Raw genomic sequence first — 26025 nt, 5'->3', positions numbered from 1 at the left:
CTTACATGCGCTCCAGGGTTTCCAGGCCCAACAGTTCCAGGCCTTGCTTGAGGGTACGACCAGCCAGGGCGGCGAGGCGCAGGCGGCTTTGCTTCTGGGCCTCGTCGTCGGCGGTGAGGATCGGGCAGTTCTCGTAGAAGCTGGAGAACAGGCCGGCAACTTCATACAGGTAGCTGCACAGGATGTGCGGCGTGCCTTTCTCGCCGACGCTGTTCAGCACTTCGCCGAACTGCGCCAGCTTGGCCGCCAGTTCCTGTTCGTGCGGGGCATCCAGCACGATATGGCCTTCGACTTCGCTGAAGTCCTTGCCCAACTTGCGGAACACGCCGGCCACGCGGGTGTAGGCGTACAGCAGGTACGGCGCGGTGTTGCCTTCGAAGTTGAGCATCAGTTCGAAGTTGAAGCTGTAGTCACTGGTGCGGTGCTTGGACAGGTCGGCGTATTTCACCGCGCCAATGCCCACCACGCGGGCGATGTTGCGCAGGTCGGCCTCGGCCAGCTCCGGGTTCTTTTCCTTGACCAGGGTGTAGGCGCGTTCCTGGGCTTCGTTGAGCAGGTCGATCAGCTTGACGGTGCCGCCGTCGCGGGTCTTGAACGGACGGCCGTCGGCGCCGTTCATGGTGCCGAAACCCATGTGTTCCATGTGCATCGGGTGGGTCACGAAGCCTGCGCGACGCGCCACTTCGAACACCTGCTGGAAGTGCAGGGCCTGGCGCTGGTCGACGAAGTACAGCGCACGGTCGGCCTTGAGCACGCCGCTGCGGTAGCGCACGGCTGCCAGGTCGGTGGTGGCATACAGGTAGCCGCCGTCAGCCTTGACGATGATCACCGGCAGCGGCTCGCCATCGGCGGTCTTGAATTCTTCGAGGAACACGCACTGCGCGCCGTTGCTCTCGACCAAGAGGCCCTTGGCCTTGAGGTCGTTGACCACGTTGATCAGGTCATCGTTGTAGGCGCTTTCGCCCATTACGTCGGCCATGGTCAATTTGACGTTGAGCAGCTCGTAAATTTCCTGGCAGTGAGACAGGGAAATCTCACGGAAGCGGTTCCACAGCGCCAGGCATTCGGCGTCGCCGGCTTGCAGCTTGACCACCAGGCCACGGGCGCGGTCGGCGAACTCTTCGGATTCGTCGAAGCGCTTCTTCGCGGCGCGGTAGAAGTTTTCCAGGTCCGACAGCTCGTTGCTGGTGATCGGGTTTTCTTGCAGGTAGGCCATCAGCATGCCGAACTGGGTGCCCCAGTCGCCCACGTGGTTCTGACGGATCACCGTGTCGCCGAGGAACTCCAGGACGCGGGCCACGCCGTCGCCAATGATGGTGGAGCGCAGGTGGCCCACGTGCATCTCTTTGGCCAGGTTTGGCGCCGACAGGTCGATGACCACGCGCTGGGCGTCGCCGGCCTTGTGCACGCCGATCTTGGCGTCGGCCAGCGCGGCATCGAGGCGCGAGGCCAGGGCCTGGGCGTTCTGGAAGAAGTTGATAAAGCCAGGGCCGGCGATTTCGGCCTTGGTCACGCTGTCATCGGCGGGCAGCGCGGCGATGATTTTTTCCGCCAGGTCACGTGGCTTCATGCCCGCAGGCTTGGACAGCATCATCGCGATGTTGCTGGCAAAGTCGCCGTGGGTCTTGTCGCGGGTATTTTCCACCTGGATCGCCGGCGTCAGGCCTTCAGGCAACACACCTTCGTTGACGAGTTGGGTGAGGGCTTGTTGGATCAGCTGGCGAATGGTGTCTTTCATGGTGTTCTCTTTGTGCCGCAAGCGGCGGCGCGCGATGCGCAGGTGGAAAAACTGGGCATTATCCGTGGCGAGGGCGGGCTTGCCAACCGTTCAGACGGGTTGGCGGACCTGCGGGCCTCATCGCGGGCAAGCCCGCTCCTACATTTCAGGGCGTTCACAATCCAAACAGTGGGACCAATCGATCAATACAAATCCACGGGGTCGACATCCATCGACCATCGCACTTGCCGGCCGCTGGGCATTTGCTCCAGAGCAAGCAATAGGCTACTTAGCAGCCGATGCAATGGTGCTCGCGACGTCGCCTGCAAGAGTAGCTGGGCACGATAACGCCCGGCGCGGCGCTCCATGGGGGCGGGCACCGGGCCGAGCAACTCGATGCCGGTCAGACCCAGCTCACCGAGCAAACGTTCGGCGGCACTGCATGCCTCGTCGAGAAAACCTTCGGCCTGCCCCGGCTTGTGCGCTTCGGCGCGCAGCAAGGCCAAGTGGGCAAACGGCGGCAGGCCGGCGGAGCGGCGTTCGCTCAAGGCCTGTTCAGCGAAGGCAAAGTAACCTTGCTCTGTCAGCTGAATCAGCAGTGGATGGTCGGCCAGGTGTGTCTGGATAATCACTTTGCCCGGCTCTTCAGCGCGCCCCGCACGGCCGGCAACCTGCACGATCAACTGCGCCATGCGCTCGCTGGCGCGGAAGTCGCCGGAGAACAGACCGCCGTCGGCATCCAGGATCGAAACCAGGGTCACCCGTGGAAAGTGATGCCCTTTGGCCAGCATCTGCGTGCCGATCAGAATGCACGGCTGGCCTTTCTGGATGGTGGCGAACAGCTGGTTCATCGCATCTTTGCGCGAGGTACTGTCGCGGTCGACCCGCAACACCGGGTAGTCCGGGAACAGGATGCCCAGGCGCTCTTCGGCCCGTTCGGTGCCCGCGCCCACCGGCCGCAGGTCGACTTTGCCGCACTGCGGGCAGTGGCGTGGCACCCGTTCCACATGGCCACAGTGATGGCAACGCAGCTCGCCGTGGCGCTGATGCACGGTCATGCGCGCGTCGCAGCGCTCGCACTCGGACATCCAGCCGCAGTCATGGCACAACAGCGTCGGCGCAAAGCCGCGACGGTTGAGGAACACCAGCACTTGCTGGCCGGCGGCGAGGGTCTGGCCGATGGCTTGTTGCATCGGCCCGGAAATACCGCTGTCCAGCGGGCGGCTTTTTACGTCCAGGCGCAGGAAACGTGGCTGCTTGGCGCCGCCTGCACGTTCGTTCAGGCGCAGGAGGCCGTAACGGCCGGTGTAGGCGTTGTGCAGGCTCTCCAGGGACGGCGTGGCCGAACCCAGCACAATCGGGATGTCTTCCTGGCGCGCGCGTACCAGCGCGAGGTCGCGGGCGTGGTAGCGCAGGCCTTCCTGCTGTTTGTAGGAGCCGTCGTGTTCTTCGTCGATGATGATCAGCCCGGGGTTTTTCATCGGGGTGAACAGCGCCGAGCGGGTGCCGATAATAATGTCGGCCTCGCCATCTCGTGCGGCGAGCCAGGACTCCAGGCGTTCGCGGTCGTTGACCGCCGAGTGCACCAGGGCGATGCGCGCGTTGAAGCGTTGCTCGAAACGCGCCAGGGTCTGCGGGCCCAGGTTGATCTCGGGGATCAACACCAGCGCCTGTTTGCCGGCCTGCAGGGTTTCGCGGATCAGTTGCAAATACACTTCGGTCTTGCCGCTGCCAGTGACCCCGGCCAGCAGGAACGCGTGGAAACTGTCGAAGCCTGCACGGATCGCCTCGTAGGCGGCGCGTTGCTCGGGGTTCAGCGGCAGTTCCGGTTGGGCCAGCCAGTGTTCGTGACGTGGGTCGGGGGCGTGCTTGCGGATTTCCACCTGCACCAGGCCTTTGGCCAGCAGCAGGTCGAGACTGTCTTTGCTCAGCATCAGCTTGCTTAACAGCTGATGGGCCACGCCATGGGGATGCTGCGCCAGGGTGGCCAGGGCCTCACGCTGGCGCGGGGCGCGGGCGATGCGCGGGTCATCGAGGCGCGCGCCGGGCACCATCGACCAGAAACGTTCCTGGCGCGCTTCGGCCAGTTCGCCCTGGCGCAGCAGCACCGGCAGCGCCCAGCTCAGGGTGTCGCCGAGGCTGTGCTGGTAATACTGGGCGGTCCACAGGCACAGCTTGAACAGCGCGGGCGGCAGCGGTGGCGTGGCGTCGAGGATTGCCAGTGCAGGCTTGAGCTTCTCTGCCGGCACTTCGCTGTGGTCGGTGACTTCTACCAGGATGCCGATCATTTCCCGGCGCCCGAACGGCACGCGCACGCGCATGCCTGGTTGCAACTGCGTCCGCAGCACGCCGGCCGGGGCCCGGTAGTCGAACAGGCGGCGCAGGGGCGAAGGCAGGGCGAGGCGCAAGATGGCGTCGGGCACGCGGGGGTCTCATCTATAAAGGCAGGCGGTGGCGCAGGGGCGGGAGCCTAGCAGACAGGGGAGGGCTTGGGGTAGCCGATGGTTTTCTGATGAAAGGAAGTTTCACGCCCAAAGCGCCGCTTGCGCGTTTAAAAAGGTCTGGTAGAATCCGCGGCCTAATTACGTGCGGTATTCGACAATAGTGTCGAGTGGCGGCACGCAGCCCGAGGAAGTCACCATGAAAGCCGATATCCATCCAGCGTACGAAACCATCGAAGTAACCTGCAGCTGCGGTAACAAGTTCGAAACTCGTTCGAACCTGTGCAAGCCACTGGGTACTGACGTATGCAACGAGTGCCACCCGTTCTACACCGGTAAGCAGAAAACTCTGGACACCGGCGGCCGTGTACAGCGCTTTGCTGACCGTTTCGGCGCTTTCGGCAAGAAGCCTGCTGCTACTCCAGCAGAGTAAGGCTGAAAAGCCCCCTGGGCTTTTCCTGCTGAAAAAAGAGGCGTCCCTTGTGGACGCCTTTTTTGTGCCTGGAATTTGAGAGAATCGCATTTAATTGCTGCATTGATAAAAAATTGTAGACATTTTTTTAGGCGATTGTGAACAGTTGAGCCCTTGTATCCCGTGGCCTTAGACCAAAGTACGTCGGTTTGGGGCCTTGACACCGGTGACTACCCAGTCTTGTAGGGACTTTACGACACGCGTATCCTCGGCGGTCCGTCGACCAACAGTAAAAGCGGAATGCCGATATGTCTGATTTGAAAACTGCCGCTCTCGAATATCATGCCCATCCTCGTCCAGGAAAGCTGAGTGTAGAGCTCACCAAAGCCACCGCCACCGCCCGCGACCTGTCGCTGGCCTACAGCCCTGGCGTGGCCGAGCCCGTACGTGAAATCGCACGCGACCCTGAGCTGGCGTACAAGTACACCGGCAAAGGCAACCTCGTTGCAGTGATTTCCGATGGCACCGCGATTCTGGGCCTGGGCAACCTTGGCCCATTGGCTTCCAAGCCGGTCATGGAAGGCAAGGGCGTGCTGTTCAAGCGCTTTGCCGGCATTGACGTTTTCGACATCGAAGTCGATTCCGAGAGCCCGCAGGCTTTCATCGACACCGTAAAGCGCATTTCCATCACTTTCGGTGGCATCAACCTGGAAGACATCAAGGCACCTGAGTGCTTCGAGATCGAAAAGGCCCTGATCGAACAGTGCGACATTCCGGTATTCCACGATGACCAGCACGGCACCGCGATCGTTACCGCGGCCGGCATGATCAACGCCCTGGAAATCGCCGGCAAGACCCTGGCTGACGCCAAGATCGTCTGCCTGGGCGCCGGTGCGGCAGCTATCTCGTGCATGAAGCTGATCGTGAGCATGGGCGCCAAGCTGGAAAACATCTACATGGTCGACAGCAAGGGCGTGATCCAGTCCGAGCGCACCGACCTGAACCAGTACAAGGCGATGTTTGCCCACCCGTCCTCCAAGCGCACCCTGGCTGATGCCCTTGACGGTGCAGACGTGTTCGTCGGCCTGTCCGGCCCGAACCTGCTGAGCGCCGAAGGCCTGAAGTCCATGGCGGCCAACCCGATCGTGTTCGCCTGCTCCAACCCGGACCCAGAGATCGCGCCGGAACTGGCTCACGCCACCCGTAACGACGTGATCATGGCTACCGGCCGCTCGGACTACCCGAACCAGGTCAACAACGTACTGGGCTTCCCGTTCATCTTCCGTGGCGCCCTGGACGTTCGCGCCAAGCGCATCAACGAAGAGATGAAAGTGGCTGCCGCCAACGCCCTGCGCGAACTGGCCAAGCTGCCGGTGCCTCAGGACGTATGCGACGCCTACGGCGGCGCCAAGCTGGAATTCGGTCGTGAGTACATCATTCCGAAGCCAATGGACAAGCGCCTGATCACCCTGATCTCCGATGCCGTGGCCAAGGCCGCCATCGAGACCGGTGTGGCCACCCTGCCGTATCCGAAGAACTACCCGCTGCAAAGCGTGGATGATGTGTTCAACGGCTAAGCCGTAGACCCATAAAAAAACCCGGCTCAGAAAGCCGGGTTTTTTTATGGGGGAGTTTTGAGCTGCAAGCTGCAAGCTACAAGTAAGAGCGAGACTGCATCGCTCTTACTTGTCGCTTGCAGCTAACAGCTTGCCGCTCTCTAAAAGAGATCAATCGGCGCCGCCTCGTCTGCCGGCAGCGGGCTGCCTGGCACCACACCATTGCCCAGTTCATTGACCGACGGCGGCGTGTCTTCGCTCTTGAACAGCTCGAAGTACGCATTCGGCGTGCTTGGCGAGGCGGCGCGGCCACTGACCGGATCGATCCGCAGGCTGAGGATGCCTTCCGGCTCAGGCTGGGTATGCAACGGCTTGTCCTTCAAGGCAGCGCCCATGTAGCTCATCCAGATCGGCAGCGCGACGGTGCCGCCGAATTCGCGACGGCCGAGGCTTTCCGGCTGGTCGTAGCCGGTCCACACGGTGGTCACGTAGTCGCCGTTGTAGCCGGAGAACCAGGCGTCCTTGGAGTCGTTGGTGGTGCCGGTCTTGCCCGCGATGTCTGCTCGGCCGAGGGCCAGGGCACGGCGGCCGGTGCCTTTCTTGATCACATCTTCAAGGATGCTGTTGAGGATGTAGGTGGTGCGGCCATCCACAATCCGTTCGGCCACTGCCGGCGCCTGTGGCTCGGCAGGTGCGGCGGCGTTGGCGGCCGGCGTGGCGCCTGGCGTCGGTTCGATCGTGATACCGCCGTTGCTCGGCGCGGCCAGGCCGTCCGTGGCGGCGATGCCGTTGACCACATCACCCGGCACCCGTGGTGGGTTGGCGGTGAACAGGGTGTCGCCATTGCGGCTTTCGATCTTGTCGATCAGGTACGGCGTGATCTTGTAGCCGCCGTTGGCAAAGGTGCTCCAGCCGGTGGCGATTTCCATTGGCGTGAGGGTCGCGGTGCCCAGGGCCAGGGACAGGTTCGGCGGAAGGTCCGACTTGTTGAAGCCAAAGCGCGTCATGTAGTCGATGGTCTTGCCGACGCCCATCGCTTGCAGCAGGCGGATCGATACCAGGTTGCGCGACTTGTACAGCGCCTCGCGGATACGGATCGGGCCTAGGAAGGTGTTGGTGTCGTTCTTCGGACGCCAGACCTTGTCCAGGTACTCGTCGACAAACACGATCGGGGCATCGTTGACCAGGCTGGCGGCTGTGTAGCCGTTATCCAGCGCGGCGCTGTAAATGAACGGCTTGAAGCTCGAGCCGGGCTGGCGCTTGGCCTGGGTGGCGCGGTTGTAGTTGCTCTGCTCGAAGGCAAAGCCGCCGACCAGGGCGCGGATCGCACCGTTCTGCGGGTCCAGGGAGACCAGCGCGCCCTGGGCGACCGGCACCTGGCTGAATTTGAGGCTATCGTCCTTCTGGCGTTGCACGCGGATCAAATCGCCCACCTGCGCCACATCCGACGGCTGCTTGGGCATCGGGCCCATGCTGTTGGTGTTCAGGAACGGGCGGGCCCACTTCATGCTGTCCCACGACACATGGGCTTCGCCGGTGCGGGTCAGCACCTGCACGCCGTCTTTCTTCACCTGGGTCACGATGGCCGGCTCCAGGCCGCTGATCGCGCGCTGCTTGCCCAGTTCGGTGGTCCACGCGCTCAGGGTCTTGCCCGGCAGACGCGATTCGGGGCCGCGGTAGCCGTGGCGCTGGTCGTAGGTGATCAGGCCGGAATGCACGGCGTTGTTGGCGATTTCCTGGGTGTCGCTCGGAACGGTCGTGGTGACGCGGAAACCTTCGGTGTAGGCCTCGCTGCCATACCGGCCGACCATCTCGGCACGGGCCATTTCGGCGATATACGGTGCGTTCACTTCTGGCGTCGGCACGTGGTAACTGGCGTTCAACGGCTCGGCCACGGCGGTTTCGTAGGCGTGCTGGTCGATCTTGCCCAGCTTGTACATGCGCCCCAGGATCCAGTCGCGGCGCTCTTTGCTGCGCGCCGGGTTGGCCAGTGGGTTGAAGCGCGACGGCGCCTTGGGCAGGCCGGCGATCATCGCCATCTGCGCCAGGCTGGCATCACGAATCGACTTGCCGTAGTAGACCTGCGACGCCGCCTCGATGCCGTAGGCGCGGTTGCCCAGGTAGATCTTGTTGACGTACAGCTCAAGGATCTCGTCCTTGGTCAACTGGCGTTCAATCTGCAAGGCCAGCAGGATCTCTGTGGCCTTGCGCGAAAAACTGCGTTCGCTGGTGAGGAAGAAGTTCTTCGCCACCTGCATGGTGATGGTGCTGCCGCCGGATTGAATGTGTCCGCTTTTTACCAATTGCGTGGCTGCACGCACCAGGCTGCTTGGGTCTACGCCGTAGTGGTTGGCGAAATTGTCGTCTTCGGCCGACAGCAAGGCGCTGATGAAATTGGGCGGAATATCGGCAAAACGGATCGGGGTGCGGCGCATTTCACCGAACTCCGCGATCAGCTTTTCATCGCTGCTGTAGACCCGCAAAGGAATCTGCAACTGGATACTTCTGAGTGCCTCTACGGAGGGTAAACCCGGACTAAGGTAGAGGTAGGCCCCGCTGAGTACGAGCAGCAGCCCGCAGACGATCGCGACAATGGAGTACCCGAAAAACTTCAGCAGACGAATCAAGGCTTTTGGATTTCCAGAGAAAAGAATGGGTTAGGCGTCGGGGCATGCATGGCAAACGATGGATCGACCCGGGCTGCAGATAAAAGCGGGGAAAAACGCTGCGCATTAAAGCATTTTTCGGCTTGGGGCGTCATTCGCGCCGCTCAAACAAGCCGACCGAATGCACGGTGCGCGGCAGCAATCAGGCGGTATGACAGGGAAAGTTTTGGGGAGTTTTATGAAAAAGGGATTTTTCAGGCGAAAAGTCGACAGCGTCCTGGGCGTCGATCTTAATGATCAGGAGATCAAGCTGGTCGAACTGGGGCGTTCAAGTCGCGGTTACAGCGTGCAAGGCTATGTCATCCAGGCGTTGCCGGCCCATGTGGTGGTCGATGGCGCCGTGCTCGACCTTGCAGCTGCCGGGCAGGCGTTGCGCCAGGCCTTGTCGCGGCTGCACACATCGACCAGGTACGCGGCCGTTGCCGTGGCGGGGCCTTCGGTCATCACGCAGGTGATCGAAATGGAGGCTGGGCTCAGCGACGACGAGATGGGCTGGAAGATCCAGATGGAGGCGGATCAATACATTCCCTATCCACTGGATGACATGGCGCTCGACTTTTATGTGCAGGGCCCTTGTGCCCATGACCCCATGCGCGTCGAGGTGCTGCTGGCGGCGTGCCTCAGGGAACAGGTCGAGGCGCGCGCGGCGGTCCTGGCCCTGGCTGGGTTGATGCCGAGGGTGGTGGACATAGAACGGTTTGCATTGGCGCGCGCTTGCCTTCAGGATTTCCCCAGCTTCACGCCGAGCCATCAAGTCGATGGCGAACGATGGGCTATGGATGCCCAGGGAATGGGAGTTGCTTGCGGGTTGGCCCTGAGGAGTTTCGCTTGATGACACGAATCAACCTATTGCCCTGGCGCCAGGCACTCGCGCAGCGGCGGCGCAAATTTTTCCTGATGTTGCTGCTGGCATTCGCTGGTGTGGCGCTCGCAGCGGTGTGGCTGGCCAATCAAGTGATCGACCAGGCCATCGACCGCCAGGTCACGCGCAATAGCCGCGTCGATAGCGACATTGCGGTCCTGGATGCGCGCATCAAGACCATCGACGACCTGCACGTGCAAGGCCGGCAATTGGCGCAGCGCATGAAGGTGGTCGAGGACTTGCACGACGCCCGCTCGTCCGGCGCCCAGCTGCTGGACCAGTTGGCGCGCGCGGTGCCTGATGGCGTGCACCTGCATGAGGTGGTGGCCAAGGGCGATGCGGTGAGTGTCCGTGGCAGTGCCGAGTCCAGCCAGGATATTGCCCAATTGATGCGCCGCCTGGAGGCCTCGCAAGGTGCCAGCGCCACCCGCTTGCAACATGTGCGAACGGAAGGCGTGCGTGGCGACAATGAATTCCAGTTGATGGTGCGCAAGGGAGCGCCAGGCGAGGTTCAGCCATGAGCCGGGTCAGGCTCGATGTCGGCTCGCTCTATCACAACGCTGCAACATGGCCTTTGGCTGGCAAGCTCTTGTCAGGCTGTGCGCTGGCAGGGTTGGTGCTGCTGGTGGGCGATAGGCTGTATCTCGACGCGTCACAGGACCGTTTGCGCCAGGCTGAACTGAACGGCGTGGCGCTTGAGCAGCAATTGGCGCAAAAAAGCGTGCTGGCTGCCGGCCTTGAACAGCGTACCCAGCAGTTGCAGGTGCTGCGCGAGCAGGTCGAGGCGCGTTGGCGGCAATTGCCCGGCGAGTCCGCAATGCCCGGTCTGCTTGACGACACGGCACGGTTGGCGCTGGCCAATGGTCTGTTGGTAGAAAGCATCACGCCGTTGGATGAGCAGGCGCGTCCGTTCTATATCGAGCAGCCGGTGCAGATTGGCGTCAGCGGGACCTTTCACGACCTGGCAAGGTTCGTGAATGCCCTGGGCGGCCTGTCGCGGATCACCACGGTGCATGACCTCGCCCTGCGGCCTGACGGCAAACTGTTGCGCCTTGATCTGCTGGCCAGAACTTATTGGCACGCGCAGCAAAGCGGTGGGGCGGGTGAGTACGTGGCGCAGGCCCCGTCCTTTGTCTACGACCCCCAGGGATTGCGCGATCCTTTCCAGCCCCTTGCGGTTCAAGTCACCCGCACCCGTGGTCGGCCGGCCCAGGCGCCGGACCTTGCGCGGCCACGGGGCATCCTCGAAGCGCTGGCAGTCGATCAATTCGAAATGGTCGGCACCCTGTCCCGTGGTATGCAGGCCTTTGTCTTGCTGCGTGCGGCTTCCGAGGTGCATCGGCTGGCGGTCGGCGACTACCTCGGGCCGCATCACGGTCGGATCACCGCCATCTACGCCGGGCATATCGAGCTGGTCGAGTTATTCCCCGATGAACAGGGTGACTGGTTGGAACGCCCGCGAACCCTCGCGTTAAACGTCAACTCATAACGGAATAAAACCAATGAAAAGGACTTTCCTGTCCTTCGGTGTGGCGCTATGGATAGCGTTCACGGCACCGATGGCTGCTGCTGTGCCCAATCGCGTCGACCTGATCCACCTGCCGCCCCCGGTGGCGGGTGCTGGCGACAAGCTCAACCTCAACTTCCAGAATGTCGAGCTGCGCGCCGTGTTGCAGCAAATTGCCGATGTGGCGGGCCTCAACCTGGTGGCCGGCGACGACGTGCAAGGCTCGATTACCCTGCGGCTCAAGGATGTGCCCTGGGACCAGGCGCTGGACTTGGTGTTGCAAGCCAAAGGCCTGGATAAACGGATCAAGGCCGGTGCCTTGCTGGTTGCACCCGCCGAGGAGCTGGCTGCGCGTGAATTGCTGAGTTTGGAATCGCGCCGGCAGATGGCCGAATTGGCGCCGCTGCGCCGGGAGCTGTTGCAGGTCAACTACGCCAAGGCCGCTGATCTGGCCAAACTGTTCCAGTCGATGAGCGGGTTTGAGGGTGTCACCGATGAGCGTGGCTCGGTGGCGGTGGATGAACGCACCAATAACATCATTGCCTACCAGACCGGCGAGCGCCTGGAGGAACTGCGGCGGATTGTGGCGCAACTGGATATTCCGGTGCGCCAGGTGATGATCGAAGCGCGGATTGTCGAGGCCAACGTGGATTACGACAAAAGCCTCGGGGCGCGCTGGGGCGGACGGCTCAATCGTGGAAACTGGGCGGGCGGAGGCATCCGCAAGCCGTTGCCGGAAGGCGCGGAGCTGCCGGAAAGCCCGCCCAGCTCACCGTTTGTCGATTTGGGGGCGATTACCGGCACCTCGGGGCTGGGCGTGGCCTACGTCACCGACAACCTGCTGCTGGACCTGGAACTGACCGCCATGGAGAAAACCGGTAACGGCGAAATCGTCTCACAGCCCAAGGTGGTTACATCCGATAAGGAAACCGCACGCATCCTCAAGGGCACCGAGATTCCGTACCAGGAATCGAGCTCCAGCGGCGCCACATCGGTGTCGTTCAAGGAGGCCTCTCTGTCCCTGGAGGTCACCCCGCAGATCACCCCGGATGACCGCGTGATCATGGAGGTCAAGGTCACCAAGGATGAGCCCGACTACCTGAATAAACTCAACGACGTGCCGCCGATCAAGAAGAACGAGGTCAACGCCAAGGTGCTGGTCCGGGATGGCGAGACCATTGTCATTGGCGGGGTTTTCTCCAATACCCAAAGCAAAGTGGTAGATAAAGTGCCATTTTTGGGCGATGTGCCGTATCTTGGCCGCCTTTTCCGGCGCGATGTGCTGGCGGAGAAAAAATCCGAGCTGCTGGTATTCCTGACTCCGCGTATTATGAATAACCAGGCGATTGCTGTGAGTCGTTGATTCTGTGCGAAATTTGATTCTTGTAGGACCGATGGGCGCTGGAAAAAGCACCATCGGCCGTTTGCTTGCCAAAGAGCTGCGCCTGCCATTCAAAGATTCCGACAAGGAAATTGAAGTGCGCACGGGTGCCAATATCCCATGGATCTTCGATAAGGAAGGCGAACTGGGCTTTCGGGACCGCGAGCAGGCGATGATCGCCGAGCTGTGCGGCCTCGACGGCGTGGTATTGGCCACCGGCGGTGGCGCAGTCATGCGCGAAGAGAACCGTCGGGCACTGCATGCCGGTGGTCGGGTGGTCTACCTGCATGCCTCGGTCGAGCAACAGGTTGGCCGCACCGCCCGCGATCGCAATCGCCCGCTGCTGCGCACGGCCAACCCGGAAAAAACCTTGCGGGACCTGCTGGCGCTGCGCGATCCGCTGTATCGGGAGATCGCCGATCTGGTGGTGGAAACCGATGAGCGGCCACCTCGGATGGTGGTCCTCGATATTCTTGAGCGCCTGCAACGGCTGCCACCCCGTTAAAGCCAGGCCCGAAATGCGCTATTCTCGGCGGCGCGCCATCACCCTCTGGGGTGTGGCGTAGAGCCATCAGGCAACGCCGAGTCTCGACGTTGCCGGTCGTCAATACATCTCTAACGCGGGGACACATGCAGACACTTAAGGTCGATCTAGGCGAGCGCAGCTACCCGATCCATATTGGCGAAGGTCTGCTGGACCAGCCCGAGTTGCTCGCACCGCATATTGCCGGGCGGCAAGTGGCGATCATCTCCAACGAAACGGTCGCGCCGCTGTATCTTGAGCGTCTGAGCCGCAGTCTTGCGGCGTATTCGGTGATCTCGGTGATCCTGCCCGACGGCGAAGCCCACAAGAACTGGGAAACCCTGCAACTGATCTTTGATGGCCTGCTCACCGCGCGCCATGACCGCCGCACCACCGTGATCGCCCTGGGCGGCGGTGTGATCGGCGACATGGCCGGCTTTGCGGCGGCCTGCTACCAGCGTGGCGTGGACTTTATCCAGGTGCCGACCACCTTGCTGTCCCAGGTCGACTCGTCGGTGGGCGGCAAGACCGGTATCAACCATCCGCTGGGCAAGAATATGGTTGGCGCGTTCTACCAGCCTCAGGCTGTGCTGATCGACACCGCCACCCTCAATACCTTGCCGCCGCGCGAGTTGTCGGCGGGCCTGGCGGAAGTCATCAAGTACGGGTTGATCTGCGATGAGCCGTTCCTGGCCTGGCTGGAAGAGCACGTCGACGCCCTGCGCAACCTCGATCAGGTCGCCCTCACCGAAGCGATTTCCCGCTCCTGCGCCGCCAAGGCGCTGGTGGTGAATGCCGATGAACGGGAGTCCGGCGTACGGGCCACCCTGAACCTCGGCCACACCTTCGGCCATGCGATCGAAACGCACATGGGCTATGGTGTGTGGTTGCATGGGGAGGCCGTAGCGGCTGGCACAGTGATGGCATTGGACATGTCGCAGCGCCTGGGCTGGATCAGTGCCCAGGAGCGTGATCGTGGTATCCGCCTGTTCCAGCGCGCCGGTTTGCCGGTCATTCCGCCTGAGGAAATGACCGAGGCGGACTTCCTCGAACATATGGCGATAGACAAGAAAGTGATCGACGGTCGACTACGACTGGTGCTGTTGCGCCGCATGGGCGAAGCGGTGGTGACCGACGATTATCCAAAAGAGATTCTACAGGCCACGCTGGGAGCGGATTACCGCGCCCTGGCTCAGCTGAAAGGTTAACCAGATTCCGATGACTAGTTTGCATGCCGACGAGGCGTTCCTCGGCCATTACCAGTTAAGCCACGACCCTTTTGCTCCACGGGTGCCTGGTTTCAAATTCTTCCCGGCCCAGCGCAAGCCAGTGCTGGGGCAACTGCACCACCTGGCGCGCTACAGCCAGTTGCTGCTGGTGGTCACCGGCCCGTTGGGCAGCGGCAAGACCTTGCTGCGCCAGGCCCTGGTGGCCAGTACCAACAAGCAATCGGTGCAGAGCGTGGTCGTATCCGCTCGCGGGGCCGGTGATGCGGCGGGTGTGCTGCGCCAGGTGGCCCAGGCCCTGGACGTGTCCAGCGCCGAGCCGAATGCGATCCTCAAGCAAGTGGTGCAATTGGGCCTGACCGGCCAGGAAGTCTACTTGCTGGTGGATGACGCCGAGCAGCTTGACGAATCCGCGCTGGAAGCGCTGCTGGCGCTGGCAGCTGGCACGCCGGAAGGCCGTCCCCACGTGTTCCTGTTTGGTGAGTCGTCGTTGATCGCCGATCTGGAGCAGATCAGTGGCGATCAAGAGCTGTTCCACGTGATCGAATTGCAGCCGTACGAAGAAGAGGAAACCCGCGAATACCTGGCTCAACGCCTGGAAGGCGCAGGGGCCGGTATCGAACTTTTCTCCGCCCAGCAGATCTCTGATATTCACGAAAGCTCCGACGGCTGGCCTGGCACCATCAACCAGGTCGCCCGCGATGCGATGATCGAAGCCATGATTGCCAGCCGCTCTGCGGTCAAGCGTCCAAAGATGGGGTTCACTATGCCTAAGAAGCACGTATTGGCGATTTCCGCCGTTGTCGTGGTTGCCGTCGCCGCCGCCTGGTTGATCCCGGGCCGCAACAAGGCCCCGACCACCGCTGGCGCGCCAACCGAACAGGCGCAGTTGCCACTGGGCAAGCCCACGCCAAATGTCGAATTCGCCAACTCCGGCCAGCCAACCAACCTGCCGATGGTCGGCCAGCCGGTGATGCGCGGCCCGCTCGCCGAAGAAGCCGGCGGTATCTCCGAAGGCGACGACGGCGTGCCGGTGGAAGGCTCCAGCGCCACACCGCCAACCGTGACCACCACCGCCCCACCTGCGGGCGTGCCGGCAGGCCAGCCAGCGGCAGTTGCCAAGCCGACGCCGACGCCGGCACCGACCGTCGCCACCGCCAAGCCGACGCCAGTGACCAAGCCGGTTGTCGCGGCGCCAGCGCCAGCCGCCAAGCCAACCCCGGCTCCGGCCGCCAAGCCGGCTGAAAAGCCTGTCACCGTCGCCAAGGCCGGTGCAGCGGGTAGCGGTTGGTACGGCAGCCAGCCTGCGAGCAACTTCGTGGTGCAGATCCTCGGCACCAGCTCCGAAGCCAACGCCCAGGCGTTCGTGAAAGAGCAGGGCGGCGAGTACCGTTATTTCAAGAAAGTGCTCAACGGCAAGCCTCTCTACGTGATCACCTACGGCAACTTCTCCAGCCGTGCAGCCGCTGATTCTGCGATCAAATCCTTGCCAGCGAAGGTTCAGGCTGGTAAACCTTGGCCTCGCACTGTCGCCAGCGTTCAACAAGAACTGGCAGCAACTCGCTGAAGATCCGGCGGCCTTACCCAGGCCGCCCTCCCGGCACCTCAAAAAATATCCGCAAGTGCGTGCTGCCCTCACAGGCCGCGCGCTTTGTGGTGTCTGCGTCACAGTGGCTTTTGAGTCGTAGCGGTCAGAATTAAAAAAGTTTTGACTAGCACAGCATATCGCTTTAAACCTTTCATAAATGCGACATAGATTTGCGACATTTCGTCGCTAAATTTGTGAGCGTCTGTGTCGGTGTGTACAATGACCTCCCTTTTGCCCCCGCTAAGCCGGCGTACGTTCGGCGTGGAAGGTAACCGGTTGAATTGAAAAGAAATTTGCCTCGATATAAGAGGCAGCCTGGTGAGAAAGTGTCTATGAAAGCAGGTCTGTACCAACCCGATGAATTCAAGGATAACTGCGGTTTCGGCCTGATAGCCCATATGCAGGGCGAGCCCAGTCATACCCTTTTGCAAACGGCCATCGAGGCCCTGACCTGCATGACCCACCGCGGTGGGATCAACGCCGACGGCAAGACCGGTGACGGTTGCGGCTTGCTGATCCAAAAGCCCGACCTGTTCCTGCGCGCTGTCGCCAAAGAGCAATTTGCGGTCGACCTGCCCAAGCAGTACGCCGTGGGCATGGTGTTTTTCAACCAGGACCCGGTAAAAGCCGAAGCCGCTCGCGCGAACATGAACCGCGAGATCCTCGCGGCCGGCCTGCAACTGGTCGGCTGGCGCAAAGTGCCGATCGACACCAGCGTACTCGGCCGCCTGGCCAACGAGCGTCTGCCGCAGATCGAACAAGTGTTCATCGCAGGCGACGGCCTCAGCGACCAGGACATGGCGATCAAGCTGTTTACCTCCCGTCGTCGTTCGTCCGTGGCCAACGCCGCCGATGCCGATCACTACATCTGCAGCTTTTCCCACAAGACCATTATCTACAAAGGCCTGATGATGCCGGCGGACCTCACCGCCTTCTATCCAGACCTGAGCGATGAGCGCCTGCAAACCGCGATCTGCGTGTTCCACCAGCGCTTCTCCACCAACACCCTGCCGAAATGGCCGCTGGCCCAGCCATTCCGCTTCCTTGCCCACAACGGCGAGATCAACACCATCACCGGCAACCGCAACTGGGCCGTGGCCCGTCGCACCAAGTTCGCCAACGACCTGATGGACCTCGAAGAGCTCGGCCCGCTGGTCAACCGCGTGGGTTCCGACTCCTCCAGCATGGACAACATGCTCGAACTGATGGTCACCGGCGGCATCGACCTGTTCCGTGGCGTGCGCATGATCATTCCGCCTGCGTGGCAGAACGTCGAGACGATGGACCCGGACCTGCGTGCATTCTACGAGTACAACTCGATGCACATGGAGCCGTGGGACGGCCCGGCCGGCGTGGTCATGACCGACGGTCGCTACGCGGTGTGCCTGCTCGACCGTAACGGTCTGCGCCCGGCGCGTTGGGTCACGACCACCAACGGTTTCATCACCCTCGCGTCGGAAATCGGCGTGTGGAACTACCAGCCCGAAGACGTCATCGCCAAAGGCCGCGTCGGCCCTGGCCAGATCCTGGCCGTGGACACCGAAACCGGGCAGATCCTCGACACCGATGCCATCGACAACCGCTTGAAGTCGCGTCACCCGTACAAGCAATGGCTGCGCAAGAACGCCCTGCGCATCCAGGCGACCATGGAAGACAACGACCACGGTTCGGCGTTCTACGATGTCGATCAGCTCAAGCAATACATGAAGATGTACCAAGTCACGTTCGAAGAGCGCGACCAGGTACTGCGTCCGCTCGGCGAGCAAGGCTACGAGGCCGTCGGCTCCATGGGCGATGACACGCCGATGGCCGTGCTGTCCCAGCGCGTGCGTACGCCGTACGACTACTTCCGCCAGCAGTTCGCCCAGGTGACCAACCCACCGATCGACCCGCTGCGCGAAGCCATCGTGATGTCTTTGGAAGTGTGCCTCGGTGCCGAGCGCAACATCTTCCAGGAGTCGCCTGAGCACGCTTCCCGTGTGATCCTCAGCTCACCCGTGATTTCGCCGGCCAAGTGGCGTTCCCTGATGACCCTGGACCGCCCAGGCTTCGACCGCCAGATCATCGACCTGAACTACGACGAGAGCCTCGGCCTTGAAGCCGCGGTGCGCAACGTCGCCGACCAGGCCGAAGAAGCCGTGCGCGCCGGTCGTACCCAGATCGTGCTGACCGACCGCCACATCGCTCCGGGCAAGCTGCCGATCCACGCCTCGCTGGCCACCGGCGCGGTGCACCACCGCCTGACCGAAAAAGGCCTGCGCTGCGACTCCAACATCCTTGTCGAAACCGCCACTGCCCGCGACCCGCATCACTTTGCGGTATTGATCGGCTTCGGCGCCTCGGCGGTGTACCCGTTCCTCGCGTACGAAGTGCTGGGCGACCTGATCCGTACTGGTGAAGTGCTGGGCGACCTCTATGAGGTGTTCAAGAACTACCGTAAGGGCATCACCAAGGGCCTGTTGAAGATCCTGTCGAAGATGGGCATCTCCACCGTCACGTCCTATCGCGGTGCGCAACTATTCGAAGCCATCGGCCTGTCCGAAGAAGTCTGCGAGTTGAGCTTCCGTGGCGTGCCAAGCCGTATCAAGGGTGCGCGCTTCGTCGACATCGAAGCCGAGCAGAAAGCCCTGGCGGCCGAAGCCTGGAGCGCGCGCAAGCCGATCCAGCAAGGCGGCCTGCTCAAGTTCGTGCACGGTGGCGAGTACCACGCGTACAACCCGGACGTGGTCAACACCCTGCAAGCCGCCGTGCAGCAGGGCGACTACGCCAAGTTCAAGGAATACACGAGCCTGGTGGACAACCGCCCGGTGTCGATGATCCGCGACCTGTTCAAGGTGAAGACCCTGGACACGCCGATGGACATCAACGAAGTCGAGCCGCTGGAATCGATCCTCAAGCGCTTTGACTCTGCCGGTATCTCCCTGGGCGCGTTGTCGCCCGAGGCCCACGAAGCCCTGGCCGAAGCCATGAACCGCCTGGGTGCGCGTTCCAACTCCGGTGAAGGCGGCGAAGACCCGGCGCGCTACGGCACCATCAAGAGCTCGAAGATCAAGCAAGTGGCGACTGGCCGTTTCGGCGTGACCCCGGAATACCTGGTCAACGCCGAAGTGCTGCAGATCAAGGTCGCCCAGGGCGCCAAGCCCGGCGAAGGCGGCCAGCTGCCAGGCGGCAAGGTCAACGGTCTGATCGCCAAGCTGCGTTACGCAGTGCCGGGCGTCACCCTGATCTCGCCACCGCCGCACCACGACATCTACTCGATCGAAGACTTGTCGCAGCTGATTTTCGACCTCAAGCAAGTCAACCCGCAGGCCCTGGTCTCGGTGAAACTGGTAGCAGAAGCCGGCGTGGGCACCATCGCCGCCGGTGTGGCCAAGGCCTATGCCGACCTGATCACCATCTCCGGCTACGACGGCGGCACCGGCGCATCGCCGCTGACCTCGATCAAGTACGCCGGTGCACCGTGGGAACTCGGCCTGGCCGAAACCCACCAGACCCTGCGCGGCAACGACCTGCGTGGCAAGGTCCGGGTGCAGACCGATGGTGGCCTGAAAACCGGCCTCGACGTCATCAAGGCCGCAATCCTCGGCGCCGAAAGCTTCGGCTTCGGGACTGCGCCGATGATCGCCCTGGGCTGCAAATACCTGCGCATCTGCCACCTGAACAACTGCGCCACCGGCGTCGCCACTCAGAACGAGAAGCTGCGCAAGGATCACTACATCGGCACCGTCGACATGGTGGTGAACTTCTTCACCTACGTCGCCGAAGAGACCCGTGAGTGGCTGGCCAAGCTGGGCGTGCGCTCCCTCGAAGAGCTGATCGGTCGTACCGATCTGTTGGAAATCCTTCAGGGCCAGACCGCCAAGCAACATCACCTGGACCTGACGCCGCTGCTCGGCAGCGATCACATCCCGGCCGACAAGCCACAGTTCTGCGGCGTCGAGCGCAACCCGCCATTCGACAAAGGCCTGCTGGCCGAGAAGATGGTGGAGATCGCCGGCTCGTCGATCCTGGAGGCCAGCGGTGGCGAATTCGCCCTGGACATCTGCAACTGCGACCGTTCCATCGGCGCGCGCATCTCCGGCGAAATCGCGCGCAAGCACGGCAACCAAGGCATGGCGAAGGCGCCGATCACTTTCCGCTTCAAGGGCACTGCGGGCCAGAGCTTTGGCGTGTGGAACGCCGGTGGCCTGCACATGTACCTCGAAGGCGACGCCAACGATTACGTGGGCAAAGGCATGACCGGCGGCAAGCTGGTGATCGTTCCGCCTAAAGGCAGCGTCTACAAGACTCAGGACAGTGCCATCATCGGCAACACCTGCTTGTACGGCGCCACCGGCGGCAAGCTGTTCGCCGCCGGCACCGCCGGTGAGCGTTTTGCCGTACGTAACTCCGGTGCCCACACCGTGGTGGAAGGCACCGGCGATCACTGCTGCGAGTACATGACCGGGGGCTTTGTCGCGGTACTGGGCAAGACCGGTTACAACTTCGGTTCGGGCATGACCGGCGGTTTCGCCTACGTGCTCGACCAGGACAACACCTTCGTCGACAAGGTCAACCACGAGCTGGTCGAGATCCAGCGGATCAGCGGCGAAGCCATGGAGTCCTACCGGAACCACTTGCAGCACGTGCTGGACGAGTACGTCGAGGAGACCGGCAGCGAATGGGGCCGCAACCTCGCCGAAAACCTCGATGATTACCTGCGTCGTTTCTGGCTGGTCAAGCCCAAGGCTGCCAACCTGAAATCGTTGCTTTCCAGCATCCGTGCCAACCCGCAGTGATATGCGCCTGAAGAGTTTGATGAGGTTTTAACATGGCTGAACGTCTGAATAACGACTTCCAGTTCATCGATGTCGGGCGCAAAGATCCGAAGAAGAAACTGTTGCGTCAACGCAAGAAAGAGTTCGTGGAAATCTACGAACCCTTCAAACCCCAGCACTCGGCCGACCAGGCCCACCGCTGCCTGGGTTGCGGTAACCCGTATTGCGAATGGAAGTGCCCGGTGCACAACTTCATTCCCAACTGGCTGAAGTTGGTGGCCGAGGGCAACATCCTCGCCGCCGCCGAGCTGTCGCACCAGACCAATACCCTGCCGGAAGTCTGCGGCCGGGTGTGCCCGCAGGACCGTCTGTGCGAGGGTGCGTGCACCCTCAACGACGGCTTCGGCGCGGTGACCATCGGTTCGGTGGAGAAGTACATCACCGACACCGCGTTCGCCATGGGCTGGCGTCCGGACATGTCCAAGGTCAAGCCGACCGGCAAGCGCGTCGCCATTATCGGCGCCGGTCCTGCCGGCCTCGGTTGTGCCGACGTGCTGGTGCGTGGCGGCGTGACCCCGGTGGTGTTCGACAAGAACCCGGAAATCGGTGGCCTGCTGACCTTCGGTATCCCCGAGTTCAAGCTGGAAAAAACCGTCCTGAGCCACCGTCGCGAAGTGTTCACCGGCATGGGTATCGAGTTCCGTCTCAATACCGAAATCGGCAAAGACGTGACCATGGAGCAACTGCTCGAAGAATACGATGCCGTGTTCATGGGCATGGGCACCTACACCTACATGAAGGGCGGGTTTGCCGGTGAGGACCTGCCGGGCGTGTATGACGCGCTGGACTTCCTCATCGCCAACGTCAATCGCAACCTGGGCTTTGAAAAGTCGCCGGAAGACTTCGTCGACATGAAAGGCAAGAAGGTCGTGGTACTCGGCGGTGGTGACACCGCGATGGACTGCAACCGTACCTCGATCCGCCAGGGCGCCAAGTCGGTGACCTGTGCCTATCGTCGTGACGAAGCCAACATGCCTGGCTCGCGCAAAGAGGTGAAGAACGCCAAGGAAGAAGGCGTGAAATTCCTCTACAACCGCCAGCCGATTGCGATTGTCGGTGAAGATCGCGTCGAAGGCGTGAAGGTGGTCGAGACCCGTCTCGGCGAACCGGACGCCCGTGGCCGTCGCAGCCCCGAGCCGATCCCGGGTTCCGAAGAGATCATCCCGGCCGACGCCGTGGTCATCGCCTTCGGTTTCCGTCCAAGCCCGGCGCCGTGGTTCGAACAGTTCCAGATCCAGACCGACAGCCAAGGCCGCGTCGTGGCCCCGGAACAAGGCCAGTACAAGCACCAGACCAGTAACCCGAAGATCTTCGCCGGTGGCGACATGGTGCGCGGTTCTGACCTGGTGGTAACCGCGATCTTCGAAGGCCGCAATGCTGCCGAAGGCATCCTGGATTACCTGGGCGTCTAACCCCAATCCGGGTTGGAATGCGATCAAACTGTGGGAGCGGGCTTGCTCGCGAATGCGGTGGATCAGTCACCAAATGTGTCGACTGACCCACCGCATTCGCGAGCAAGCCCGCTCCCACATTTGGTTCCAGTACATTCAAGACATTGCTGCAAATCAACCCGATAGACAAAAGGCACGGCTCACTCCGTGCCTTTTGCGTCCGGCTCTGAGAAAATGCCCGCACTTTTTTTGCGGATGCCGACATGACTGCCCTGAAGAACGACCGTTTCCTTCGTGCCCTGCTCAAGCAACCCGTGGACGTCACCCCTGTGTGGATGATGCGCCAGGCCGGTCGCTACCTGCCGGAATACCGCGCCAGTCGCGCCAATGCCGGTGACTTCATGAGCCTGTGCATGAACCCGGAGTTCGCCTGCGAAGTCACGATGCAGCCGTTGGACCGCTACCCGCAACTGGACGCGGCGATCCTGTTCTCCGACATCCTCACCATTCCCGATGCCATGGGTCAGGGCCTGTACTTCGAAACCGGCGAAGGCCCACGTTTCAAGAAGGTCGTCAGCACCCTGGCCGACATCGAAGCCCTGCCGATCCCTGATCCGCACAAAGACCTAGGCTACGTGATGGACGCCGTCAGCACCATCCGCCGCGAGCTCAACGGCCGCGTGCCGCTGATCGGCTTCTCCGGCAGCCCCTGGACCCTGGCCACCTATATGGTCGAAGGCGGTTCGTCGAAAGACTTCCGCAAGACCAAGGCCATGCTCTACGACAACCCGCAAGCCATGCACCTACTGCTGGACAAGCTGGCACAGTCGGTCACCTCCTACCTCAACGGCCAGATCATGGCCGGCGCGCAGGCGGTGCAGATCTTCGATACGTGGGGCGGTAACCTGTCGGCGGCGGCGTACCAGGAGTTCTCCCTGGCCTATATGCGCAAGATCGTCAGCGGCCTGATCCGCGAACACGAAGGCCGCAAAGTGCCGGTGATCATGTTCACCAAGGGCGGCGGCCTGTGGCTGGAAAGCATCGCCGACGCCGGTGCCGACGCCCTCGGCCTGGACTGGACCTGCGACCTCGGTGAAGCCCGCCAGCGCGTCGGCAACCGTGTCGCGTTGCAAGGCAACATGGACCCGACCGTGCTCTACGCCAAGCCGGAAGCGATCCGCGCTGAAGTCGGCCGCATCCTGGCCAGCTACGGCAAGGGCAGCGGGCACGTGTTCAACCTCGGCCACGGCATCACGCCGGAAGTGAACCCGGAGCATGCGGGTGCGTTCTTGCGGGCGGTGCATGAACTGTCTGCGCAATACCACCAGTAAACATCCCGCCTGACACGAGCCCTCCTTTGCCTGCAAAGGGGGGCTCGTTGCGTTTCAGCCGTCGTTCAGCACTGTCTGGGTAATCTCGGCTCTTTAGGATTTCTCCTACAGTCTAGGTAGTTCGCCTCGGTAAAAATCCTACCCGACTCTTCCACTCGCCATTGATTGGCGTTGCTTGTCAGGTGATTTCGAGATGAAGACTTCCCCCTATTCAACGATCCAGAAGCTCCTGCACTGGATATCGGCCGTCATTATTCTGTGGGCGCTGCTGTCAGGCTTTGTTGTGGCGATGTTTACCGTGCCCGCCCCGGTCAAGGCGTGGGTCGGCTTTTTCAACGTGTCGTTGACCAGCCTGTACATCCCGGTCTTTGTCATGCGGCTGTATTGCTCGTTTGGCCACGGCCTGGATTTTTCCATCAGGCGTACGCCGCAGGAGTACCTGGCGCTGCTGGTGCACAAGGCCATGTACCTGATGCTGGCGGTGGTACTGGCCACGGGCGTGCTGATGATGGACCGGCCGATCAACGTATTTAACCTGTTCACCATCGCCCCGTTCGAAAGTGACCCGGCGGCCATTGTCTGGTACACCCGCGTGCATGTGCTGTCGTGTGTGGGGTTGTTGCTGATGCTGGTCGCACATATTGGTGCGGTGGTGCTGCATGAAACGCGTGGTAAGCGGGTGATGGCGCGGATGTCGTTTGATAAGACAGCCGCTGCCGTACGTAGGGATCAGGATGTCAGAATCTGTTCAGCGAATCGTGCAACGACGTGATCGAAGGCTTGCTGATCAGCGAGTGCTGTTTCGCGCAGCGCCTTAGTCAGGGTTTTGAAGTCCTCATCGATGGCCTGCGCTACAAAATCCGGGGCAAAAACACGCTTAATGGCACTCTGGCGTCGGTTGTTCAGGTAGGCGATGTCCAAAGCCAGGACTTCGATCATTTTTGCTGCTGGCGAATCATCGGTGTTGGTTGCTTGTATTTCTCCGGTCAATAAGTAGCGAAAGCGCTCCTCGCAGCCTTCCTCCATCGGTGATATGTACTCGGCTTCGTCAAACCAGTCGCCTTTGACATGTCCGCAATGCAGTGGGGAGCCACGTTTGGTTTCCCTGATGCAGGAGGCGTGAAGATTCTGGTACTCCAGCCCCAGCTCTGCGAAGTGCTCTTGCGGTCGGAAGTGCTCGATATGGCTGGATGCGGCATCAGAACTGCCAGAGGCACAGGTGTTACGTGCTTTTTGCGTCTTGCAACGGCGGCAACTTCGCCAACTTCAACGCCACCAGCAACGCCCCCACCAACAACGCCACGATAAACCCGCCAATCCCATTCCACTCGGCGTAATGCCAGAAGAACCCGCCCGCCGTCCCCGCCACACTCGATCCCGCGTAATAGCAGAACAGGTACAGCGATGAGGCCTGCCCCTTGGCCTTCACCGCGCGGCGGCCGATCCAGCTGCTGGCCACCGAGTGCGCGCCGAAGAAGCCGAAGGTGAAGATCAGCATGCCCGGTACGATCAGCCACAACGGGGTGAACAGGGTCAGGAGCATGCCGCTGAGCATCAGCACGATGGTGGCCCACAGCACGCGGCGGCGGCCGAGGCGGTCGGCCAGGGAGCCGATTTTCGCCGAACTGTAGATGCCCGACAGGTACACCAGCGACAGCAGGCCGACCACGGCCTGGCTCAAGTCGTAGGGATCGGCCAACAGGCGATAGCCGATGTAGTTGAACATCGTCACGAATGCGCCCATCAGCAGAAACGCTTCAAGAAACAGCCACGGCAGGCCCGCGTCCTTGAAGTGCATGACGAACCCATCCAGCAGGCTGCGCGGCCTGAGGCTGCTGGCGCGGAAGTTGCGCGATTCGGGAAGGATCTTCCAGAACACCGTGGCGGCGATCAGCGCCAGGGCGCCGATGATCAGCATCGCGGTGTGCCAGCTGACGAAATCGATCAGCACGCCAATGATCAGGCGCCCGCTCATGCCGCCAATCGCGTTGCCACCGATGTATAAGCCCATGGCCAGGCCGATGTGCTGCGGGTGGATCTCTTCGCTCAGGTAGGTCATCGCCACGGCGGCCAGGCCGCTCAGGGACAAACCCACCAACGCGCGCATCAAGAGGATCCCTTCCCACGTCGGCATCAGGCCGCTGGCAATCGTCGCCGTTGCTGCGCAGAACAGCGCGGCGACCATCACCGGCTTGCGCCCCAGGGTGTCGGAGATCGGTCCGGTGATCAGCAAACCCAGGGCCAGCATCGCGGTGGACACCGACAGGACCAGGCTGCTCTGCGCTGCATTGATCGAGAACTCATGGGACAGCGCCGGCATCATCGGCTGCACGCAATACAGCAGGGCAAACGTGGCAAAACCACCGGAGAACAGCGCCAGTACCGTGCGCATGAACATCGGCGTGCCTTTTTCGATGTACGCGTCATTGAGCTGGGCCACCACCTCATCCAGGGCAGTGGGTGGCACTTCTTGAGCGAGTGGAGCGACAGCAGAATTCACGGGGACCTCGGGGAGGGGAAGCGTGCCAGGACCGGCCATGCAAAAAAGAATATAGCTGGCTAATGATTCTTTCCAATATATTGTTCGACCTGTTTGAGAGCTTTTAC

16 protein-coding genes and 2 pseudogenes are annotated in these 26025 nt (G+C 61.9%); 13 read left to right on the top strand and 5 right to left on the bottom strand.

The features are described from left to right. Window position 1: 1 nt before the first annotated feature. On the bottom strand, window positions 2-1738 hold the full coding sequence (gene argS / locus IB241_RS10555; protein ID WP_192298348.1) for an arginine--tRNA ligase: 1737 nt from the start codon (window positions 1736-1738) through the stop codon (window positions 2-4). A gap of 182 nt (window positions 1739-1920) precedes the next feature. Continuing rightward, on the bottom strand, window positions 1921-4140 hold the full coding sequence (locus tag IB241_RS10550) for a primosomal protein N' (protein ID WP_192298347.1): 2220 nt from the start codon (window positions 4138-4140) through the stop codon (window positions 1921-1923). A 217-nt stretch (window positions 4141-4357) separates the two neighbouring features. Here IB241_RS10550 and rpmE point away from each other — a divergent pair, with 217 nt between their 5' ends. Then, entirely contained in the window at window positions 4358-4591 is a 234-nt protein-coding gene (gene rpmE, locus IB241_RS10545; protein WP_005784030.1) for a 50S ribosomal protein L31, read from the top strand. A 287-nt stretch (window positions 4592-4878) separates the two neighbouring features. After that, window positions 4879-6147 (top strand): malic enzyme-like NAD(P)-binding protein, encoded by a 1269-nt coding sequence (locus IB241_RS10540; protein ID WP_192298346.1) that lies wholly within the window; start codon window positions 4879-4881, stop codon window positions 6145-6147. Window positions 6148-6287: 140 nt separating this feature from the next. On the opposite strand, the gene IB241_RS10535 is transcribed toward IB241_RS10540, so the two are convergent. Further along, window positions 6288-8750 (bottom strand): penicillin-binding protein 1A, encoded by a 2463-nt coding sequence (locus tag IB241_RS10535; RefSeq protein ID WP_412547872.1) that lies wholly within the window; start codon window positions 8748-8750, stop codon window positions 6288-6290. A 220-nt stretch (window positions 8751-8970) separates the two neighbouring features. Between IB241_RS10535 and pilM the strand changes: the two genes are divergently transcribed. The 11 genes and pseudogenes from pilM to IB241_RS10480 all read left to right on the top strand — a co-directional run bounded on the left by pilM (window position 8971) and on the right by IB241_RS10480 (window position 24190). After that, window positions 8971-9624: a type IV pilus biogenesis protein PilM gene (gene pilM, locus IB241_RS10530; protein ID WP_192298344.1), complete on the top strand. Its 654-nt coding sequence runs from the start codon at window positions 8971-8973 to the stop codon at window positions 9622-9624. Next, a complete protein-coding gene (locus IB241_RS10525) occupies window positions 9624-10175 on the top strand; it encodes a PilN domain-containing protein (protein WP_192298343.1) in 552 nt (183 codons plus the stop codon). Before pilM ends, IB241_RS10525 begins: the two co-directional genes overlap by 1 nt. After that, window positions 10172-11143, top strand: a complete 972-nt coding sequence (locus tag IB241_RS10520; RefSeq protein WP_192298342.1) for a pilus assembly protein PilP — start codon at window positions 10172-10174, stop codon at window positions 11141-11143. The genes IB241_RS10525 and IB241_RS10520 overlap by 4 nt, the downstream gene beginning before the upstream one ends. Window positions 11144-11267: 124 nt before the next feature. Next, a pseudogene (locus tag IB241_RS10515) lies at window positions 11268-12524 on the top strand (type IV pilus secretin PilQ); the annotation flags it as partial. Window positions 12525-12528: 4 nt separating this feature from the next. Then, complete coding sequence (gene aroK / locus IB241_RS10510) at window positions 12529-13047, top strand: shikimate kinase AroK (RefSeq protein WP_192298341.1); 519 nt, start codon at window positions 12529-12531, stop codon at window positions 13045-13047. A gap of 125 nt (window positions 13048-13172) precedes the next feature. Continuing rightward, the gene (gene aroB, locus IB241_RS10505) at window positions 13173-14273 is read left to right on the top strand and encodes a 3-dehydroquinate synthase (protein WP_192298340.1); all 1101 of its coding nucleotides are present in this window, start codon (window positions 13173-13175) and stop codon (window positions 14271-14273) included. Between the two features lie 10 nt (window positions 14274-14283). After that, window positions 14284-15858 (top strand): SPOR domain-containing protein, encoded by a 1575-nt coding sequence (locus IB241_RS10500; RefSeq protein ID WP_192298339.1) that lies wholly within the window; start codon window positions 14284-14286, stop codon window positions 15856-15858. Window positions 15859-16211: 353 nt separating this feature from the next. After that, window positions 16212-20657 (top strand): glutamate synthase large subunit, encoded by a 4446-nt coding sequence (gene gltB, locus IB241_RS10495; RefSeq protein WP_192298338.1) that lies wholly within the window; start codon window positions 16212-16214, stop codon window positions 20655-20657. A 32-nt stretch (window positions 20658-20689) separates the two neighbouring features. Continuing rightward, the gene (locus tag IB241_RS10490) at window positions 20690-22108 is read left to right on the top strand and encodes an FAD-dependent oxidoreductase (RefSeq protein WP_192298337.1); all 1419 of its coding nucleotides are present in this window, start codon (window positions 20690-20692) and stop codon (window positions 22106-22108) included. Window positions 22109-22350: 242 nt separating this feature from the next. Next, window positions 22351-23418: a uroporphyrinogen decarboxylase gene (hemE, locus tag IB241_RS10485; RefSeq protein ID WP_192298336.1), complete on the top strand. Its 1068-nt coding sequence runs from the start codon at window positions 22351-22353 to the stop codon at window positions 23416-23418. Between the two features lie 193 nt (window positions 23419-23611). Beyond that, a complete protein-coding gene (locus tag IB241_RS10480; protein ID WP_192298335.1) occupies window positions 23612-24190 on the top strand; it encodes a cytochrome b/b6 domain-containing protein in 579 nt (192 codons plus the stop codon). Here IB241_RS10480 and IB241_RS10475 read toward each other — a convergent pair. Next, window positions 24148-24609 (bottom strand): annotated as a pseudogene (locus tag IB241_RS10475) (retron system putative HNH endonuclease); the annotation flags it as partial. The gene IB241_RS10480 and the pseudogene IB241_RS10475 sit on opposite strands and share 43 nt — an antisense overlap. 31 nt (window positions 24610-24640) lie before the next feature. Then, complete coding sequence (locus tag IB241_RS10470; RefSeq protein WP_412547871.1) at window positions 24641-25885, bottom strand: MFS transporter; 1245 nt, start codon at window positions 25883-25885, stop codon at window positions 24641-24643. Window positions 25886-26025: the final 140 nt, after the last annotated feature.

The sequence above is a fragment of the Pseudomonas sp. PDM05 genome, assembly GCF_014851685.1.
Lineage (GTDB): Bacteria > Pseudomonadota > Gammaproteobacteria > Pseudomonadales > Pseudomonadaceae > Aquipseudomonas.
Note: the sequence above shows the minus strand (reverse complement) of the source record. Positions and strands in the feature narration are given on the sequence as shown.

Excerpts from the sequence above, each read along its gene's own strand:
- IB241_RS10490 (WP_192298337.1), top strand. The coding sequence starts at position 20,690 with ATGGCTGAACGTCTGAATAACGACTTCCAGTTCATCGATGTCGGGCGC.
- pilM (WP_192298344.1), top strand. The coding sequence starts at position 8,971 with ATGAAAAAGGGATTTTTCAGGCGAAAAGTCGACAGCGTCCTGGGCGTC.
- hemE (WP_192298336.1), top strand. The coding sequence starts at position 22,351 with ATGACTGCCCTGAAGAACGACCGTTTCCTTCGTGCCCTGCTCAAGCAA.
- IB241_RS10525 (WP_192298343.1), top strand. The coding sequence starts at position 9,624 with ATGACACGAATCAACCTATTGCCCTGGCGCCAGGCACTCGCGCAGCGG.
- IB241_RS10480 (WP_192298335.1), top strand. The coding sequence starts at position 23,612 with ATGAAGACTTCCCCCTATTCAACGATCCAGAAGCTCCTGCACTGGATA.
- rpmE (WP_005784030.1), top strand. The coding sequence starts at position 4,358 with ATGAAAGCCGATATCCATCCAGCGTACGAAACCATCGAAGTAACCTGC.
- gltB (WP_192298338.1), top strand. The coding sequence starts at position 16,212 with ATGAAAGCAGGTCTGTACCAACCCGATGAATTCAAGGATAACTGCGGT.
- IB241_RS10520 (WP_192298342.1), top strand. The coding sequence starts at position 10,172 with ATGAGCCGGGTCAGGCTCGATGTCGGCTCGCTCTATCACAACGCTGCA.
- IB241_RS10540 (WP_192298346.1), top strand. The coding sequence starts at position 4,879 with ATGTCTGATTTGAAAACTGCCGCTCTCGAATATCATGCCCATCCTCGT.
- aroB (WP_192298340.1), top strand. The coding sequence starts at position 13,173 with ATGCAGACACTTAAGGTCGATCTAGGCGAGCGCAGCTACCCGATCCAT.
- IB241_RS10500 (WP_192298339.1), top strand. The coding sequence starts at position 14,284 with ATGACTAGTTTGCATGCCGACGAGGCGTTCCTCGGCCATTACCAGTTA.
- argS (WP_192298348.1), bottom strand. The coding sequence starts at position 1,738 with ATGAAAGACACCATTCGCCAGCTGATCCAACAAGCCCTCACCCAACTC.